Here is a 16,595-nt window from a genome sequence, read left to right on the forward strand (position 1 = left end):
CGCGCTTGGTCTGGACTGCCTCCGGACGAGCGCGGTATGCCTGCGAAAGGGTCGGCGCCTGACACAGTCCCATCGCGGGCAAGCGCGCTCCTACAAAGCGAGCGTGCAGTCGGCTGGGTCTTGGCGAACGACTCTGAAGCCAATGGGTCTGAACCTTCAGCACGGCACAGACCCCAGCGGGCAGCACGGGCCGTTCCCTCCCCGAAGAACACCGAGATCGACCATGGACAGCGAACAAGACGGCAAGACCCCGGGCCTGACGCCCGAAGAAGAACGCGACATCGACGAAAACCAGCCGCCTCGGGCCGCCGTCCTGCACGAGACCATCCGCATGCAGGGCGATCAGGAACTGGAGCGCAATGTCGCGGCGCTGTTCTGGTCGGCGCTGGCAGCGGGCCTGACCATGGGGTTGTCCCTGATGGCCATGGGGTTGCTCAACTCCAGGCTGCCGGATGGCGAGGGCTTTCACGCCATCGCCAGCCTCGGTTACAGCGCAGGCTTTCTGGCGGTCATCCTGGCGCGCCAGCAACTGTTCACTGAAAACACCATCACGGCGGTTCTGCCGGTGATGACCAAATTCACCCTCAGCAACATCGGTCGCCTGCTGCGGCTGTGGTCGGTGGTGTTGGTCGGCAACCTGTGCGGCACCTTGCTGGTGGCTTACGTCATGCTGCACTTGCCGATTTTCGACAGCAAGACTGACCTGGCCTTCCTGGAAATTGGCCGCAAGGTCATGGAAAACGATGTCGGCACCATGTTTGCCAAGGGCATTATTTCAGGCTGGATGATCGCCACGATGGTCTGGATGATCGCATCCATGGAAGCAGCCAAAGTCGCGATCATCGTGATGATCACCTACCTGATGGCCCTGGGCGACTTCACCCACATCGTGGTCGGTTCGGCCGAAGTGTCTTATCTGGTGTTCGCCGGCGAACTGCCGTGGAAGGACTTCTGGATGGTATTCGCCGGCCCGACGCTGGCCGGGAACATCATTGGCGGCAGCTTTATCTTTGCCTTGATCAGCCACGCGCAGATCCGCAGCGAGAGTGGTACACCGAAGAAGCAGACGTCGCAGAAGCAGTCACTGCGGAAAAAACAACGAGCTGTCCCGGATCGCGAGGACACAGAACGCAAGGGTGATGCAGCGCGTAAGGGCACTTGAGAACCTGTAGGAGCGCGCTTGCCCGCGAATGCGGTAGGTCTGCCTCATTGTTGTCGCATGACACACCGCAATCGCGGGCAAGCGCGCTCCTACCAGTCGGTGTTATCTGGAAAGACAAGTCACCTGGACCTTCTTAAATTATTTTTAAGAAATACCGGCTACGTTTAAAGGCAAAATACAGCCTTCAGTCACTACGTGGTTCAGACATCTCAATGACCCGAATCCTGACAATCGAAGACGATGCCGTCACCGCCAAGGAAATCGTTGCCGAACTCAGCAGCCATGGCCTTCAAGTGGATTGGGTCGACAATGGCCGTGAAGGCCTGGTGCGGGCGGTCAGCGGCGACTACGACCTGATCACCCTGGACCGCATGCTCCCCGAAGTCGACGGCCTGGCCATTGTCACGACCATGCGCGCGCTGGGGATTGCCACGCCAATCCTGATGATCAGCGCCCTGTCCGACGTCGACGAGCGTGTCCGCGGCCTGCGTGCCGGCGGTGATGATTACCTGTCCAAACCCTTCGCTTCCGATGAAATGGCCGCCCGCGTTGAGGTTCTGCTGCGCCGCAGCAACCCGGTGACCCAGGCCGAAACCATGCTCAAGGTCGCGGACCTGGAATTGAACCTCATCACCCGCGAGGCCAGCCGCGCCGGCCAGCCACTGAACCTGCTGCCGACCGAATACAAGCTGCTGGAATTCCTGATGCGCAACAGCGGCCAGATCATCACCCGCATGATGATCTTTGAAGAAGTCTGGGGGTATCACTTCGACCCTGGCACCAACCTGATCGACGTGCACATCGGTCGCTTGCGCAAGAAAATCGATCCCCCTACCCTGACGCCGCTGATACGTACCGTTCGAGGCTCAGGTTATGTCATTGCCGAACCCGTCTAAGGGCTGGCGCTCCTCCAGCAGCCGTCTGCTGGCGCTCTACAGTTTTCTGTTCGTGGCCTGGAGCAGCATCCTCATGGGGGTGCTGTACTGGGAAGTCACCAGTTACCTCAATACCCTCGCCCGGCATTCCCTGATGCAACGTCAACAGCTGTTCTCGCGCTTCGAAGGCGCGCAGCTGGACGATGCCCTGCACACCAGCGATAAATTCGACATCCGCTCCGTCGACGCCTACGGCCTGTTTGATAAGGATTTGAAGCCGATCAGCGGCCCCGTCCACGAGATTCCCGAAGGCTTGAAACTCACCGGCGAGATTCAGGAGCTGGACACCTGCATCGACTCCGACGACCCGGACCTGCCACGTGCCAGCTGCGATGCCGTCGCGATCCACACCATGGACAACCGCTGGCTGGTGCTGGTCCGCGACAACGGCTCGCTGTTTGCCGTGACCACGCTGATCCTGCGCGCGTTGTTGTGGGGCGTCTCGTTGACGATCATTCCCGGCGCACTGGGCTGGCATCTGTTACGTCAGCGACCGCTGCGGCGTATCGGGGCGATCCAGGCCAGCGCCGAGGCCATCGTCACGGGCGACCTGACCAAACGCTTGCCGGTCTCGAACCGGCGCGACGAACTGGACATGCTGGCGGACATCGTCAACGCCATGCTCGACCGTATCGAACGCCTGATGAACGAGGTCAAAGGGGTCTGCGACAACATTGCCCACGACCTGCGCACCCCGCTCACCCGCCTGCGCGCGCAGTTGTACCGCATTCAACAGCAGTCCGCCGAAGACTCGCCTCAAGGTGAACAAATGGCGCAGGTGATCGCCGACGCCGACACTCTGATGGCACGTTTTCGGGGCCTGCTGCGGATTTCGGAACTGGAAGATCATCAGCGCCGTTCAGCGTTCGGTCAAATGGACCCTGTGCCGTTGCTGCACGAGCTGTACGACTTCTACCTGCCACTGGCGGAAGAAGGTCGCATCGCACTTCAACTGAAAATGGCCGAACAGCTGCCGCCTGTTATCGGTGACCGGGCCCTGCTGTTCGAAGCACTGTCCAATCTGCTCAGCAACTCGATCAAGTTCACCCCGCCGGGCGGCCAGGTTTTGCTCATCGCCCGGGCCGAAGGCGACACCACGTTCATCGAAGTCCAGGACACCGGGCCCGGCATTCCCGACGCCGAACGTGAGGCCGTGTTCAAGCGGTTCTATCGCAGCGAAACCGGTAATCAACAGAGCGGGTTTGGGCTTGGGCTGTCTATCGTCGCGGCGATCGTCAACCTGCACGGCTTCAAGCTGCGTATCGGAAACAGCCCGTCCGGGGGTGCAAGCCTGGTGCTTGAGTGTCGGCAGGTATTGGCGTTGGGGTGATGCAACAAAGCCGCCTCATCGGCGGCTTTGTTGTATGGATTTCACGTCACATGTTCCGGGCTTTCTCGATGATCCGGTCCTGCCGCTCCCACGCCTTCTTCATGACCTCCTGATAAACGCGTTCCTTTTCTTCGGAGGTTGCGTTGCGCACGAAGTCCGACAACGACCTCTTCATTTCCTGAGCGTTCTTTTCAGACGGGTTCATTGATATCCCTCATGTCGTCCAGCGTCCTTTCAAGCGAGGTTTGATCATAGATTTCAGGTACGTGATCGTCAATTCGCTGGATATTCTCCTTGTAGAAGCGCGTTGAGCCGCTCTCATTTTTAATAAAAAGGTCGACCGTGACCGCATGACCGAACTCTATCTTGAGTCGGTTCACAACGTTGCGGGCGCTGAAATACTGTCGGATAAACTCACTCAAAGGAATGTTACGGCCCTCTACCTGCTCTCTTGCAGTCACAAACCTCCATGCCAATTTAGGGTCTTGATAAACGTACAAAATCAGGACGAATCGGCCCTTCCTTAAAGACCTGCGAATATTACGAGCTACCGTCTCGAAGTTCGCCGACGTGCCATCCAACAGGAACGACTGATTTTGCTTCAAAACCTGGTCGTGAAGTTTGTCCACCAAAACCGAAACGGCACGCTGGAACAGACAAGAATTGCCTCCTGTGTAGGCAGGTATTTCAGCCCTCAACAAATCAGGGTCGATTCGAACCGATCTGGCTTCGAACCTGGCCAGAAACTCCAACGAAGCCTCTGTCTTGCCCGCTCCGGGCGAGCCTGCCATAAATATAGAGACGGGATACTCTTCCGGAACATAAATCGAAGTATCTGTCAGCCTCTTCGCAATCTCCCTTCTATTTGCTTTAGCGAATAGCAGCGCCTCATCCGCAATTCTCTGATCATCTGGCCCCATTGCCCTCAGCTTCCTTTCGTTGAGTTCATCATGCGTCAATCGGTGGGGATTATTGGTGATCGCTTTGGACGCGCCTATCCGACGCAACAAAACGAAACAGGACGCGTTGGGGACCATTCACAAAAAAGCCCATGACGTTTCCGCCAGGGGCTCAATAAAAACCATTGATGAAAGAAATGTCAGTTCACCCCGGCATGCAGGTGAAATCCTTGCTCTGCCCGATCTGATGCCCGCTCGAATCCTCAAGCTTCACCCGATACTCCTCGCCCAGACTCGACTCCACGAGTTTGTAATGCTCACCGGCCTTGAACTGGTGAAAGCGGATACCTGCCCCACAATTCATCTGCCCGTCATCACCGTTGCCCGCGACGATCAACTCGACATCCAGCGTGTGCGCCCCAGGTTTCACGTCGAAATAGCGGCCGTCATTCAAGCGTTTTCCGTCCAGATCCTCCGCCATCAACACGCCGGAAGGCTCTTCCTGCAAGCCGATCCACGCCTCACCCGGGTCAGCCTTAGGCATCGGGCCCGCGCAGGCAGAAAGGACAGCAACCAGACCCAACAGGGGAACAAGCAGCAATGATTTGGCGTTCATGACACAACCCTCGGCAGTTGAAAAGGTCCCTGTGGCGCAGGGTGAATTTCGATGGATCAAGGCTGCGCGTGCGCTGGATGAACAACAAATGAATCCCCGATGAAAGCGCCTTGTGTGCCGGACTAACCATTTGTTCATCCGGCTGAAAGCCGCCTGTTAGGCGCCCGCACCAAAACTGCGCTGAGAACGCTGCTACTGCATACAAATCGGTGTCGGTGGACGGCGAGACAAGCCCGCCAGAATGCCCATCACTGATTGTTCCCACGCTGCGCGTGGGAACACATTCAATGACGCTCTGCGTCATCCGGAATGTGACGCATGCGGACAGACACCCCTGTTTTGAGAACCATAGAATCTCCCACAGGGTCATCCGCATTCAGAAATCGGGGTTCAGCTCACGCTTCAACCACCATAAAATCAAACAACACCTGCGGCGCTTCGATCAGCAAGGAGCGCATCACTTGCGGCGAGCAGTCCAACGCCCGCAACTGCTCGACCACAGAACCATAACTCACGCGGTTTTCATGTTGAGTGTGAGGCCAGTCACTGCCCCAGACCAGGCGCTGCTGACCAAAGCTCTGGAGCAACAACGGCAAGGCGGCACGGGAGAAATCGAGGTTCTCCTGTTCGCTGCCTTCGAGTCGATAAATGCCGGAGACCTTCATCCATAAGCGCCCGCCTAGGCCCAGTTCGAGCAGCTCGCGAAACCCCGGCTGGTCGAGGCCCAGCCGCGCATCCGGCCGACCGAAATGGTCGATGACGACCTTCACGCCAAAGGGCATCAAGGCTCGGATCAAACCCGGTAAATCAGCAACATGACGATGCAGTTCGACGTGCCAGTCCAGCTCGGCAATGTAACTGAACAGCACGGCCCACTGAGGCACGGAAAAATCCGGCAGCGCCTTGCCCATCAGGTTCAGACGAATACCGACCACGCCCAGGCGGTCCATCTCGTCCAGTTCACTGCGGCTGATCTGGCGGTCAACCACCACCACGCCGCGCAACTGCTCCGGCGCTTGGCGCAAGGCATTGAGCAGGTAGCGGTTATCGGTGCCGAGAAAACTCGGCTGCACCAGCACGCCATGGCTCAGTCCATGGCTCTGCAGGTTGTGTTGATACATCGCCAGGGTGGCGTCGTAATCAGGTGAATAGCGTCGTGCCGATGTCAGATCCAGCTCCCTGCTGAATACGTGTGCGTGGCCGTCGATGCCTAGAATCGACGCGGGAAAGGTATCGGACATGGGTCTCATCTATCGAAGAAAAGCGCGGTGCAATGCACACCGCGCAGGTAAAACGCATCAGGCGCGAGCGGTTTCGCTGCTGACTGAGCCTTGTGCGGCGGCGGGGCTGTTTTCCAGACTGCGGCCACGGGTTTCCGGCAGGCAAAGGGCGGCAATCACAGCCACGCCGTAGGCGATGCCAGCGTCGATGCCGATCGCCGAACCCAGCGACATCGACTCACTCATGTGGCCGACCAGAAACGGGAACACTGACGACAGCACACGGCCGAAGTTGTAGCAAAAGCCCACCCCTGCCCCGCGCACGTCGGCCGGATAGAGTTCGTTGAACAACGCGCCGAGGCTGGCCGGGATGCCTGCCGCGAAGAAGCCCAGCGGGAATCCGAGGAACAGCATCTGGGTGTTGGTCAGCGGCAGGAACACGTAGCACTGCACGGTGATGACGCAGCACAGGGCGAACAGCACGATGTTCATGCGACGCCCGATGCGGTCAATCAGAAAACCACTGGCCACACAGCCGCACCAGAAGGCAACGATGATCACGGCCAGATAACCGCCGGAGTTGAGCACCGACAGGTTGCGTTCGGTTTTCAGGAAGGTGGGGAGCCAGGTCATGACCGCGTGGTAACCGCCGTGAGCACCAAGGCCAAGCAAGCCGCCGAGCAGCGTCACGCGGATCAGTTCAGGACGGAAGATGCCGGCCAGGGATTTGAAGAAGCTCTGCGCAATGGCTTTCTCTTTCTGCAGGCGCTGGAAGCTGTCGGGCTCTTCGACATTGCGACGCACCCAGATGATCAGCAGCGATGGCAGCAGGCCGACCAGGAACATCACGCGCCAGGCCATGTCCTGTGGCACGAACGAATAAATCAGTGTGAACACGCCCACCGCCAGGCCCCAGCCCACGGCCCATGCGCTCTGCACAGTGCCCATGACCTTGCCACGGTATTTCGGGTTGATGGTTTCAGCCATCAGCACCGCGCCGGCCGCCCATTCACCGCCGATGCCGAAGCCCTGCAAGGCCTTGACCACCAGCAGCGAACTGAAGCCGGTGACGAACGCGGACAGAAAGGTGAAAAACGAGAACCAGAGGATCATCCATTGCAGGGTGCGCACGCGACCGTACCGGTCAGACAGCGTCCCGCCGACCCAACCGCCCAGGGCCGAGGTGACCAACGTCACACCGCTGATCAGGCCTGCATCGCCCTTGCTCAAGGCGAAAGCGGCGATCAGTGCCGGGATGGCCAGACCGAACATCTGGACTTCAAGGGCGTCCAGCGACCATCCGCCGAAACAGGCCCAGAACGTTTTACGCTCCCGAGGAGTGACTTGGCGATACCAGTTGAACATGATTCTTGTCCTTATGAAGGTGTGAAGCGGCAGTTGTTTGAGCCCGCTCTCAATGACGGGCTTTATGCAAATCCCTGTGGCGAACGCGTTCCTGTGGGAGCGAATTCATTCGCGAATGATCTTCCAAACGGCAGAGTTGTCTTGATCCCGATGGCCTCTCGCGAATGAGTTCGCGCCCACAAGATCAGCGATGCCTGGCCAGTTCGCATGTAACCGGACGGGCCGTGTTATCGAATATCAACGCTGTAGCGGAAATGGCTGGCGTGACCGCGCGACCGGCGCCATTCCAGTGGCTCACCAGCGTAATTGCGGGCCAGGCGCTCGATCACCACCACCGCGCTGTTGACCGGCACTTGCAGCAAGCGCGCATGCACCTCGTTGATCGACTCGGCGGTCAATGTCTCTTCCGCATAGGCCACCACCTGGCCGCAAAGCTCCTCGTAGATGGGGTACAACAACGGGCCGTGCCGACTCAGATCAGTGTCCAGCAGGGTCTGGAATTGAACCTGTGGCAGCCAGATTTCTTCGGCCAGCACTGGCTGGGCGTCCAGCAGACGCAAGCGGATCATGCGAATCACCGGCGCGTCGAGCGGCAGCCCCAACGCCTGGGACACAGCGGACGGCGCCGTCACCGGCTCAATGGACAGAATGCGGCTCTCCGGCACCTGACGCTCGCCGGACACGCTCTGAAAACGGAAGAAACGGAACAGCGAAGACTGGAACTGCGGGCGACGAATGAACGTGCCCCGCCCCTGCTGGCGCTCCAGAATGTTCTCATTGACCAACATGTCGATGGCCTTGCGCACCGTGCCGGTGGACAGGCAATACTCGCTCGACAAAGCGGCTTCGGTAGGAATGGCTTCACCCGGACGCCAGCGATTATTGGCGATCTGCTCAGCCAATTGATCACGCAGACGTTGGTAGAGCGGCAGACGGACATCACTGGATAGACGGTTCATAGGCGCTTCGCTGTTGTAGTTATGTAGTCATCTATATGAATCTGAGCGAAGTATTGTCCCGTTACAAAAAGCCGTCAAGTGACGCTGGTCAAATTCCGACTGCAGCCCACCGCGTGACACATCGCACCGGGATCAGCGAAGCTTACCGGCAGCGTCAGGTTCTCCTACACCTCCCCTCTCTCCCGTCCGATATGCCCATCTTCAGATTCGAGATTACGTCGCGGTTCCTCTCACAAGTCACGAGACCATCATGAATCTGCAAGTCACTACCAACAGCCAGGGTATTTTGAGCGGCTCCACTTCAATAGCCCCCAATATTGCAGCGGGCTGCAGGGCAACCGTTCATAACGGCACGCTGTATTGCGTCTACCGCGCAGACACTTTCGGCCGTGTGCACCTCATCAAAAAACCCCAGGGTGAAGCCTGGCAGAGCCCGGAACCCCAAAGCAGAATGAGCGCTATCGAACTTCCTTCACTGGCGTCGTTCAACGGCACGCTTTACCTGTTCTATAAAGCCGCAAACGATGTCACCTACGTGTGCACATATGACGAAGGCCTGGGCAAGTTCAAACAAACTGACCAACTCGATGTCGTCGTGACGGAGACACCGGCGTTCGCCGAGTTGAACGGCGTGTTGCACATGTTTTACAAAGGGCCATCGGGCAGGAACATCTATCACCAGCGAACCACCGACGTACGCGATTGGACAGCACAGCCGATCATAAAAACAGATGGCGTCAACACGGCGGTTACCGAACTAAGCCCGGTGGCTATCACCTATCAAAATCTGATCCACCTCATTTATCAGGACGACGTCAGCGGCGAAAGCCACCTGCAAAAAAACGACGGAGGCGCCTGGAGCGGGCCTGCGCGATTGATCGCCAGACAGTACGCGCACTCACCGGGCATTGCGGTGCACAACGGGTTGCTCAAGCTGATTTACACCGATGCTTCCCATGTTCTTCACCAATATGCCTATGACGGTAACGCAGTCAGCCCACTGGTACCGAGTACGTCCTTGAAGTGTGATACGGCAAGCCCGGCGCTGGCAGTGCAGGACGGGTTTCTGACCGCTCTTTATTCAGGTGCGAAGTGACCCGGCAGCTCCGCCTGCACACACGCTCAGAGTCCCGTATCACCGACGCAGAGAACATCCAAATGCCCGTGCACCCGCGTATTCGCAACTACATTGAGCAACAACTGGCGCCCCCCCTTTCAGCGGCCGACTTTCAAACGCAACTGGAGGTCGTGATCATTAATATATTCCACCAGTTTCAGACGGACCCGTCCGGCGCAACACACACCGCCGGCTACCTCTGTTACTTCTTGTCACTGAACTATATGCGCAGTGACAACGACCGCCTTCAACTCGATTATTCCGATGCGGTGACCTCCCTCTTTCGTCGGCTGTACCACGAAGCCGACATCATTCAAGCCGTCGCTTCCGGGGCACCTCAACAGGGTCGCTCATTGCTGGTACTGCTTTACCACCTCCACCACGCCTTCATCATGAACGGGCTGCGGGCACCCTCGGGTCCTGAACGACTGGATCACGCGGACGCCTTGAGAATGCTGCAGATCATCGTGGGCGCCGCTTATGGCCCTTGGCATGCGCATATTCGACTGCACGGCGCTATCAGGGACTATCACCATGTGCGGATTCTTGAAAGACCCAATGGTTTGCAGATAGAGGTAGGCAGATTGCCGGGAGTGGCGGGCAGGCCGTTGCGGGTAGCGACCTGGAACATGCAGGGCTCATCGGAGGCGACCGACACCAAATGGCGCAATCAGGTGTTGGCGCTGGCGCGCAGCAATGACGTTGTGGCGCTGCAGGAAGCAGGGGTTCGCCCGGCGTCCGCGCACCATGTTGAGGACATAACCCTCATGGACCAATTCGGCTACCCGCACACCGTCCAGCACTATTTGTGGGAGGCAGGAACCACCTCGCGCTCTGAGCAGTATCAAGTGTTCTTTTTCAATGTAGGTCGCTTCAGAGTCAACCTCGCCATACTCGTCGCCGACTATCGAGACATCAACATCATCGGTCCGGTGGTCATTTCCGACGGCCTCCCGATGCGCAGGGTGCCCCGACGTATCGGCCAGCGCTCGGGCTGGAGATACGCAGGTCCAGCGTCTCGGGTGTCTCGACGGAAACCGTTACGGTCTTTAACTTTCACGCCATCTCGGGAGGGGGTGTTAACGCCCCGCGCATGCTCAGGGAGATCAGTTGGTATACACCTACGCGGTTCGCGGTGGTGGGTGATTTCAACAGGGATCCGAGGGAACCCGACCCAGCGTTTCCCGCCAGGCGCGGGAACTGGGTATCGCCTCCCGATATCGCACAACTGGTGCAGTCCACAAGCGCCACTCACCCCAGCACTGCCCCGCAGAACATGCTCGATTACGCGGTGACCAACGGGACGACCGCCATGACGCCCACGGGCACGGTGAACGAACCGGGACCGTCGGACCATCGCGCGGCAAGCTTCGAGTTCAGCTTCCCGTAACCGCTTGCCGAGACCGTGTCAGCAGGACCGACACGGTCTCACCCACTCAAGCCACCTTGTGCTTGGCCTGAGCGCGCACAAGATGCTCCACCACATACTCCGCGTCCCGTGCCACGCCCGAGAAACGGCCCGAGCCCCAGGTGTACAGCCACGGCAGGCCGAGGAAATACAGGCCAGGCTGCGCCGTCACGCCTCGCACGTGCCCCGGATGGCCTCGACCGTTAAACACCGGCGCTTCGACCCACGTGAAGTCCGGGGTAAAGCCAATGCACCAGATAATGCTGGTGATGCCCTGCTCCGCCAGATTCAGTTCGCCACGCTCCTGCGATGGCACCCACACCGGCTCGTAACGCTCGCCTGCAGGCGCGTCGATGCCATGTTCGGCGATGTATTTATCGATGGAGCCGTTGATCCGGTTATAGACCGCGTCGGCGCTGTCGAGGCTTTCACTCAGGTTGCCGGAGAACTGCAGCACGTCGCCCTGCAACCCTTCCAGTCGGCCGAACAATTCCATGCCTTCGAGGGCGAACTTGCGCAGGTCAATGTCACGCCCGCCGTCGCGTCCGGTCACGTAGTGGTTGGTGTTGTCACGCACGCCTTCGCGCAGCGGATGGGTGTCGACGCCGATCTGGTAGTAACCCATTTCTGCGAGCCAGTCGACCACGTCCTTGCCGCGATAGAAACGCGCGCAGCGGGGTGCATCGCCCACTGCCAGATAGACCTTGCGGCCTGCCAGATGCAGGTCTTCGGCGATCTGCGCGCCCGACTGACCGGAACCGACGACCAGCACGTTACCTTGCGGCAGGGCTTGAGGATTGCGGTATTGCTCGGAATGAATCTGGGTGATACCGACCGGCAGACGCTCGGCCAGACGCGGAATGATGGGCGTGTGATAACCGCCAGACGCGCAGATCACCTGATCGGCGGTGAACTCGCCATGGGAGGTGTGCACCTCAAAGCCACCGGCGGCACGCGGGATTACACGCCTGACGGCAACCCCTTCCCGAACCGGAGCGTTGACCGCCTTGACGAAGCCGGCGAGGTAGTCGTTGATCTGGTCTTTCTTCATGAACCCGTGAGGGTCCTTGCCGCCATGTTCCTCGCTGTAGCGATAACCCGGCAACGCGCACTGCCAGTTCGGCGTGACCAGGCTGAAAGCGTCCCAGCGCTGGTTGCGCCAGGTGTGGGTCAAGCTGTGTTTCTCCAGCACCAGATGGTCGACGCCCTGCTGTTGCAGGTAGTAACTGGCCGACAACCCGGCCTGCCCGCCGCCAACGACGATGACGCTGTGGTGGGGTGTTTTGAGGGAAGTGATTGAGGTGGGCATGGTCGGGGTCTCCAGGGTGCAAATCATGAAAGTCAACATGTATGGGCTACGGAAATTTGTGCGGCAGAGTCGCGATCTTTCTGTGGGAGCGAATTCATTCGCGACGCAGTGTTGCAACCAACCGAAAGGGTTCGGATGTACCGGCCGCTCGCGAATGAATTCGCTCCCACAGGGGATCGTGTTGAATCAAAAAGAACTCCACCCGGCGCCCGTCACCCGGCCACCGCCTTCGGTGCGCATGCTGAGAATTTCCACCGGCCCGTCCTCTTGATAGTGAGCCTGACCCTTGAGCGAACTCAGGGTGTCCATGGCCGAACTGCAGTAGAAGCCCTTGACCTCCTTCACCCGCTCGGACGCGTTGTTCAGGCCCCCTTCGATGCGCTGCAGAAACTCCGCGAGCGGGTAACGGGCGCCCTCCTGCAAGTGCTCGTAGATCACCGTGGAAGGCGAATAGCCGGCGGCCTCTTTGCCGTTGGGCCAGCGAATCTTGAAATTGACGGCAGGCATGTCAGTGCTCCTGATGGGTAGTCAAAGGGGAAAGGTCGAGATCGCGATAACTGAATCCGGTGAACGGCTGCTCGTTGAGGTCCCAGAACGTGCGGCGCTGGAGGCCGTGTTGCACCGTGAGCTCGGCGCTGTCGGTGACGCTGCCAATGCGCTCGCAGCGCAGGCCCTCAAAGGCGAACGCCGCCTGAACATTGGGCCAGTCGGCTTCGTCCAGGGTCATGAGAAAGCCGTAGCTGGGGAACACTTGCAGCCAGCGGGCCCAGTCGAAATCAGCGTCGGCATCGTTGGGGCACGGCAGCCGTTGCAAATCGATGTCTGCGCCGCAACCGGTGGTCTCCAGCAGCATCAACAAGCTGCCCAACACGCCGGCATTGCTGATGTCCTTGGCGGCGTGCAGCCACTGCGCTTCGGCCAGTCGCGGCAGGACTTCCAGCTTGCTGCGCAGACGCTCGGCGGGTACACCTTCGAAGGCTTTCCAGTAGGTGCTGTCGGCATGCCAATCGCCTTCCAGATCCACCGCCATGGCGATCACCTGACCCGGCTTGACGTGCAAGGTCGACAGCAGCTTGCTGGCAACACCGGTGATCGCCACCGCCAGCGCCGTTGGGTTGTGCTCTGAAAGGCTGGTGTGCCCGCCCGCCAGCATGAGGCCGTAGGCGTCGCAGGCCGCGCGGATGCCGGCGAGGATCTCCTGCGCGGCGGCATCGTCGTGGTGCCAGTAGGCATTGACCACCGCTGTTGCGCGTCCGCCCATGGCCGTGATGTCGCTGACATTGGCCATGACCGCCGACCAACCGGCGAACCAGGGCGCGGCTTTGACAAAGCCCGGCAGCATGCCTTCGATCGCCAGCAGCTGAAAATGATCGCCACACGCAATCGCCGCGGTGTCGTCCCCGGGCAGCGCATACAGCTGAGCCCGGGTCAGCCGTTTTTCAGTGCGGCCTATCACCCGGGCCGGTTGCTGGATCGACTGTTTGGACAGCATGGCCGGCGTGTTGCGCAGGACGTCCATCAGTGCGCTCAAATCAACCGAGTCAGTCATGGCGAGCCACCTTCAACGCACGCAACGACACCTGACGCGGCATCAGCGGGTAACGCGCGAGGTCGGCCTGCATCAGGCAGTGCGGCTGGCCGAGCAGTTCGAGGTGCTCCAGCGTCTGCCATTGCAGGGCATGAAAGTACGCCTCGTTGGGCGCTTGCACCGTGGCGTGGAACACTTCGCAGCCCAGGTCTTTTGCCCGAGAGACCGCCTCATTGACCAGTGCCTTGCCAATCATGCTGTGACGGCGGTAAGCCTGGGCCACGCATAAGCGCCCGCCGAACCACAGTCCCGGCTCGCGCTGATAGATACGAACGGCGCCGACCACCTGATCCGCCATCCCGCAACTGCCCGCCAGGGCCACGATGGCAATGGCCTGAAAGTCGTGGCTGTCCTTGTCCTGTGGCAGCAGTTGCTGCTCATCGGAAAACACCGACCGACGCAACGCGAAATAGTCCTGTTTTTCCCAGTGTTCCGTGGCGGGCTTGACCACCAGTTCACCGGCACGGAAGGGTTCGAAGGTGCTGTCTACAAGGGCAAAGGCCAGGTTCTGCATGATCCGTCTCCCGAGGCGCAAAAGGCCTATTCGTGATTCTTCAAGGCCGAGCACGCACCGCATTTGGCGCAGCCCGCATTGATATTTTCCGAGTGCAATCCGTGCCGACGCAAGCTGGCGCCAATCTGCGGATACAGCCGGGCCATCATCGCGCTGTCGGGTTTGGGGTGATGCGCCAGCGGCGTACCGTCGATGGGCACGAACGGCACCACGAACGGGTACACGCCCATGGCGCTCAGGCGTTCGCTCATGTCGGTGATTGCCCGTTCGCTGTCACCCAGGCCAGCAAGGATGTAGGTGCTGACCTGACCGCGGCCGAACACCTTGACCGCTGCTTCGAAGGCTTCGAAATAGCGGCTCAACGGGACTTCGGCCTTGCCCGGCATGATTCGCTGACGCACTTCATCGGTGACGGCTTCCAGGTGCATGCCCAATGAGACCACGCCGCTGTCGGCCAGGCGCTCGAACCAGATGTCGTCGTCCGGGGGCTCGCACTGCGCCTGAATCGGCAGGTCGACGGCCGCGGTCACTGCGGCGGCCGACTCACAGAGAATCGCAGCGCCACGGTCCGGGGTCTGCGGCGTGCCGGTGGTCATCACCATGTGTTTGACGCCATCGAGCTCCACGGCAGCTTTTGCCACCTCGGCCAGTTGCTGCGGGCGTTTACGGGCGATGGTCTTGCCGGCGGCGAGGGACTGGCCGATGGCGCAGAACTGGCAGGAGGTGCTGCGATCATTGAACCGAATGCAGTGCTGCAAGACGGTGGTCGCCAGCACATCGCTGCTGTGCAGGGTCGCGATCTTCCAATAGGGAATGCCGTCGACGGTGCTGCGGCTGTAGAAGTTCGGCACGCCGGGCATCTTCACCTGACCGACCTGAACGCCTTCGCGGAAGATCAGCGCCAGGCTGCCGTCCGCGCTGGGTTGAGCCTGGTACGGCGAGCTTTGCGACGCCTGGTTGAGGATCGGCACCATCATGGTCCGGTCGCCAAAGGTCAGCGCCTTGTGATCAGAAGGCCCGGCGCCACCCTGGCGCGACAGGCCGTTTTGCGCGGCGGGCCATCGCACGCCGTGGCATTGCAGGTCGGCGAGCAGTTCATTGGTTTGCATGATCGAGTTCCTCGGCACTGGCAGCGGTGGGAAACACGGCCATGTGATGCGCCGCGCGTTCGTGGACCTTGGCCGTCGGCGTGCGGTCGATCAGCAGGCTGAGCAGCTCCGGGCGGCTGTAATGCCCGACCGAATCCATCATGCGTTTGCGCTTATCGATCAGCTTGAGGTCGAGGTCGGCGACCACCCAGCCCTCTCCCTTGCGCAACGGTTCGCCGAGCAACTTGCCTTCCGGCGAGACGATGGCGGTGAAGCAGCCGCCGGAAATCGGGCCCAACGCGCAGCCAGTGTCCTGCATGATCTGCCCTTGCTGATCGGCGTCGAGCCACGCGGTGGCGTTGACCACGAAACAGCCGGACTCCAGGGCATGATGGCGGATGGTGACTTCGATCTGTTCGGCGAAGATGTCGCCTACCAGCGAGCCCGGGAACATCGCCACGTGGATCTGCTCGCCATCGGCCATCAAGGCGTAACGGGCAAGAGGGTTGTAATGCTCCCAGCAGGCCAGCGAGCCGATGCGGCCTACGGCACTGTCCACCGCGCGCAGGCCGGAACCGTCGCCCTGCCCCCAGACCATGCGTTCGTGGTAGGTCGGGGTGATCTTGCGGCGGTGTTGAATCAGCGTGCCGTCGGCATCGAACAGCAGCTGCGCGTTGTAGATCGTGCCGCCTTCGCGCTCATTCACGCCGATGGATGCGACGATGCCCGCTTCACGGCAGGCCTCGCCCATCTGGCGGGTGACATCAGAGGGCACGGTGACCGATTGTTCCAGCAGTTGCAGGTGTTCCTTGCCCATCGCGAACGGCGGCTGCACGAAAGAGAAATAGGGGTAATACGGCACTACGGTTTCCGGGAAAACCGCGAATTGCACACCCTCGCGACCCAGCGCCAGCAGGGTGTTGCACAGCTTGGCGACGGTGGCTTCGCGGGAGTACAGCACGGGGCTGAACTGAACGGCGGCGGCGCGGATGGTGGTCATGGGGTTGTCCTGGTCGTGCGTTGTGATGAGGGTCTTGTGCGGACCTTGTGGGAGATTCTCTGTGGGTCGGTCAATCGCTTTCGCG

17 protein-coding genes and 1 pseudogene are annotated in these 16,595 nt (G+C 60.1%); 6 read left to right on the plus strand and 12 right to left on the minus strand.

Features of this window, described 5'->3' with window-relative positions:
• Nucleotides 1-223 precede the first annotated feature (223 nt).
• From AB4N84_RS28025 to AB4N84_RS28035, 3 genes are all read left to right on the plus strand, one after another.
• Nucleotides 224-1,162: a formate/nitrite transporter family protein gene (locus AB4N84_RS28025; protein ID WP_460044243.1), complete on the plus strand. Its 939-nt coding sequence runs from the start codon at nucleotides 224-226 to the stop codon at nucleotides 1,160-1,162.
• Nucleotides 1,163-1,374: 212 nt separating this feature from the next.
• Complete coding sequence (locus AB4N84_RS28030; protein WP_065988603.1) at nucleotides 1,375-2,058, plus strand: response regulator transcription factor; 684 nt, start codon at nucleotides 1,375-1,377, stop codon at nucleotides 2,056-2,058.
• Complete coding sequence (locus AB4N84_RS28035) at nucleotides 2,036-3,427, plus strand: sensor histidine kinase (RefSeq protein WP_460044244.1); 1,392 nt, start codon at nucleotides 2,036-2,038, stop codon at nucleotides 3,425-3,427. Before AB4N84_RS28030 ends, AB4N84_RS28035 begins: the two co-directional genes overlap by 23 nt.
• Before the next feature lie 46 nt (nucleotides 3,428-3,473).
• Here the strand turns inward: AB4N84_RS28035 and AB4N84_RS28040 are convergent, their stop codons facing one another.
• The 6 genes from AB4N84_RS28040 to AB4N84_RS28065 form a co-directional block, all read right to left on the minus strand.
• On the minus strand, nucleotides 3,474-3,632 hold the full coding sequence (locus tag AB4N84_RS28040) for a hypothetical protein (protein ID WP_167362069.1): 159 nt from the start codon (nucleotides 3,630-3,632) through the stop codon (nucleotides 3,474-3,476).
• Entirely contained in the window at nucleotides 3,619-4,347 is a 729-nt protein-coding gene (locus tag AB4N84_RS28045; RefSeq protein ID WP_074753237.1) for a zeta toxin family protein, read from the minus strand. Before AB4N84_RS28045 ends, AB4N84_RS28040 begins: the two co-directional genes overlap by 14 nt.
• A 184-nt stretch (nucleotides 4,348-4,531) precedes the next feature.
• Nucleotides 4,532-4,942: a PA0061/PA0062 family lipoprotein gene (locus AB4N84_RS28050; RefSeq protein ID WP_460044245.1), complete on the minus strand. Its 411-nt coding sequence runs from the start codon at nucleotides 4,940-4,942 to the stop codon at nucleotides 4,532-4,534.
• Nucleotides 4,943-5,337: 395 nt separating this feature from the next.
• Nucleotides 5,338-6,183 (minus strand): amidohydrolase family protein, encoded by an 846-nt coding sequence (locus AB4N84_RS28055; protein WP_460044247.1) that lies wholly within the window; start codon nucleotides 6,181-6,183, stop codon nucleotides 5,338-5,340.
• Between the two features lie 57 nt (nucleotides 6,184-6,240).
• On the minus strand, nucleotides 6,241-7,527 hold the full coding sequence (locus tag AB4N84_RS28060; protein WP_460044248.1) for an MFS transporter: 1,287 nt from the start codon (nucleotides 7,525-7,527) through the stop codon (nucleotides 6,241-6,243).
• A 227-nt stretch (nucleotides 7,528-7,754) separates the two neighbouring features.
• Nucleotides 7,755-8,486: a GntR family transcriptional regulator gene (locus AB4N84_RS28065; RefSeq protein WP_074753241.1), complete on the minus strand. Its 732-nt coding sequence runs from the start codon at nucleotides 8,484-8,486 to the stop codon at nucleotides 7,755-7,757.
• A gap of 250 nt (nucleotides 8,487-8,736) precedes the next feature.
• Between AB4N84_RS28065 and AB4N84_RS28070 the strand changes: the two genes are divergently transcribed.
• From AB4N84_RS28070 to AB4N84_RS28080, 3 genes and pseudogenes are all read left to right on the plus strand, one after another.
• Nucleotides 8,737-9,582 carry a hypothetical protein gene (locus tag AB4N84_RS28070; protein WP_460044249.1) on the plus strand — a complete coding sequence of 282 codons (846 nt, stop codon included), beginning with the start codon at nucleotides 8,737-8,739 and terminating at the stop codon, nucleotides 9,580-9,582.
• Between the two features lie 650 nt (nucleotides 9,583-10,232).
• A pseudogene (locus AB4N84_RS28075) lies at nucleotides 10,233-10,325 on the plus strand (hypothetical protein); the annotation flags it as partial.
• 371 nt (nucleotides 10,326-10,696) lie between these two features.
• A complete protein-coding gene (locus AB4N84_RS28080; RefSeq protein ID WP_460044250.1) occupies nucleotides 10,697-10,993 on the plus strand; it encodes an endonuclease/exonuclease/phosphatase family protein in 297 nt (98 codons plus the stop codon).
• A gap of 46 nt (nucleotides 10,994-11,039) precedes the next feature.
• On the opposite strand, the gene AB4N84_RS28085 is transcribed toward AB4N84_RS28080, so the two are convergent.
• The 6 genes from AB4N84_RS28085 to AB4N84_RS28110 all read right to left on the minus strand — a co-directional run bounded on the left by AB4N84_RS28085 (nucleotide 11,040) and on the right by AB4N84_RS28110 (nucleotide 16,510).
• Nucleotides 11,040-12,320: an MSMEG_0569 family flavin-dependent oxidoreductase gene (locus AB4N84_RS28085; RefSeq protein ID WP_460044251.1), complete on the minus strand. Its 1,281-nt coding sequence runs from the start codon at nucleotides 12,318-12,320 to the stop codon at nucleotides 11,040-11,042.
• A gap of 186 nt (nucleotides 12,321-12,506) precedes the next feature.
• Nucleotides 12,507-12,827, minus strand: a complete 321-nt coding sequence (locus tag AB4N84_RS28090) for an MSMEG_0570 family nitrogen starvation response protein (protein WP_460044252.1) — start codon at nucleotides 12,825-12,827, stop codon at nucleotides 12,507-12,509.
• Nucleotide 12,828: 1 nt separating this feature from the next.
• Complete coding sequence (locus tag AB4N84_RS28095) at nucleotides 12,829-13,869, minus strand: sll0787 family AIR synthase-like protein (protein ID WP_460044253.1); 1,041 nt, start codon at nucleotides 13,867-13,869, stop codon at nucleotides 12,829-12,831.
• Nucleotides 13,862-14,422: an MSMEG_0567/Sll0786 family nitrogen starvation N-acetyltransferase gene (locus AB4N84_RS28100; protein ID WP_460044254.1), complete on the minus strand. Its 561-nt coding sequence runs from the start codon at nucleotides 14,420-14,422 to the stop codon at nucleotides 13,862-13,864. The genes AB4N84_RS28095 and AB4N84_RS28100 overlap by 8 nt, the downstream gene beginning before the upstream one ends.
• A 26-nt stretch (nucleotides 14,423-14,448) precedes the next feature.
• Nucleotides 14,449-15,531 carry an MSMEG_0568 family radical SAM protein gene (locus AB4N84_RS28105; protein WP_460044255.1) on the minus strand — a complete coding sequence of 361 codons (1,083 nt, stop codon included), beginning with the start codon at nucleotides 15,529-15,531 and terminating at the stop codon, nucleotides 14,449-14,451.
• Nucleotides 15,518-16,510: a Nit6803 family nitrilase gene (locus tag AB4N84_RS28110; protein ID WP_460044256.1), complete on the minus strand. Its 993-nt coding sequence runs from the start codon at nucleotides 16,508-16,510 to the stop codon at nucleotides 15,518-15,520. The genes AB4N84_RS28105 and AB4N84_RS28110 overlap by 14 nt, the downstream gene beginning before the upstream one ends.
• Nucleotides 16,511-16,595 lie beyond the last annotated feature (85 nt).

This window comes from Pseudomonas sp. S2_H01 (assembly GCF_054668305.1).

What these genes read in the sequence shown, in the direction of transcription:
- AB4N84_RS28080 (WP_460044250.1), top strand. Translation starts at nt 10,697, where the DNA reads ATGCTCAGGGAGATCAGTTGGTATACACCTACGCGGTTCGCGGTGGTG.
- AB4N84_RS28110 (WP_460044256.1), bottom strand. Translation starts at nt 16,510, where the DNA reads ATGACCACCATCCGCGCCGCCGCCGTTCAGTTCAGCCCCGTGCTGTAC.
- AB4N84_RS28060 (WP_460044248.1), bottom strand. Translation starts at nt 7,527, where the DNA reads ATGTTCAACTGGTATCGCCAAGTCACTCCTCGGGAGCGTAAAACGTTC.
- AB4N84_RS28040 (WP_167362069.1), bottom strand. Translation starts at nt 3,632, where the DNA reads ATGAACCCGTCTGAAAAGAACGCTCAGGAAATGAAGAGGTCGTTGTCG.
- AB4N84_RS28105 (WP_460044255.1), bottom strand. Translation starts at nt 15,531, where the DNA reads ATGCAAACCAATGAACTGCTCGCCGACCTGCAATGCCACGGCGTGCGA.
- AB4N84_RS28030 (WP_065988603.1), top strand. Translation starts at nt 1,375, where the DNA reads ATGACCCGAATCCTGACAATCGAAGACGATGCCGTCACCGCCAAGGAA.
- AB4N84_RS28045 (WP_074753237.1), bottom strand. Translation starts at nt 4,347, where the DNA reads ATGGGGCCAGATGATCAGAGAATTGCGGATGAGGCGCTGCTATTCGCT.
- AB4N84_RS28090 (WP_460044252.1), bottom strand. Translation starts at nt 12,827, where the DNA reads ATGCCTGCCGTCAATTTCAAGATTCGCTGGCCCAACGGCAAAGAGGCC.
- AB4N84_RS28035 (WP_460044244.1), top strand. Translation starts at nt 2,036, where the DNA reads ATGTCATTGCCGAACCCGTCTAAGGGCTGGCGCTCCTCCAGCAGCCGT.
- AB4N84_RS28055 (WP_460044247.1), bottom strand. Translation starts at nt 6,183, where the DNA reads ATGTCCGATACCTTTCCCGCGTCGATTCTAGGCATCGACGGCCACGCA.
- AB4N84_RS28025 (WP_460044243.1), top strand. Translation starts at nt 224, where the DNA reads ATGGACAGCGAACAAGACGGCAAGACCCCGGGCCTGACGCCCGAAGAA.
- AB4N84_RS28050 (WP_460044245.1), bottom strand. Translation starts at nt 4,942, where the DNA reads ATGAACGCCAAATCATTGCTGCTTGTTCCCCTGTTGGGTCTGGTTGCT.
- AB4N84_RS28065 (WP_074753241.1), bottom strand. Translation starts at nt 8,486, where the DNA reads ATGAACCGTCTATCCAGTGATGTCCGTCTGCCGCTCTACCAACGTCTG.
- AB4N84_RS28100 (WP_460044254.1), bottom strand. Translation starts at nt 14,422, where the DNA reads ATGCAGAACCTGGCCTTTGCCCTTGTAGACAGCACCTTCGAACCCTTC.
- AB4N84_RS28085 (WP_460044251.1), bottom strand. Translation starts at nt 12,320, where the DNA reads ATGCCCACCTCAATCACTTCCCTCAAAACACCCCACCACAGCGTCATC.
- AB4N84_RS28095 (WP_460044253.1), bottom strand. Translation starts at nt 13,869, where the DNA reads ATGACTGACTCGGTTGATTTGAGCGCACTGATGGACGTCCTGCGCAAC.
- AB4N84_RS28070 (WP_460044249.1), top strand. Translation starts at nt 8,737, where the DNA reads ATGAATCTGCAAGTCACTACCAACAGCCAGGGTATTTTGAGCGGCTCC.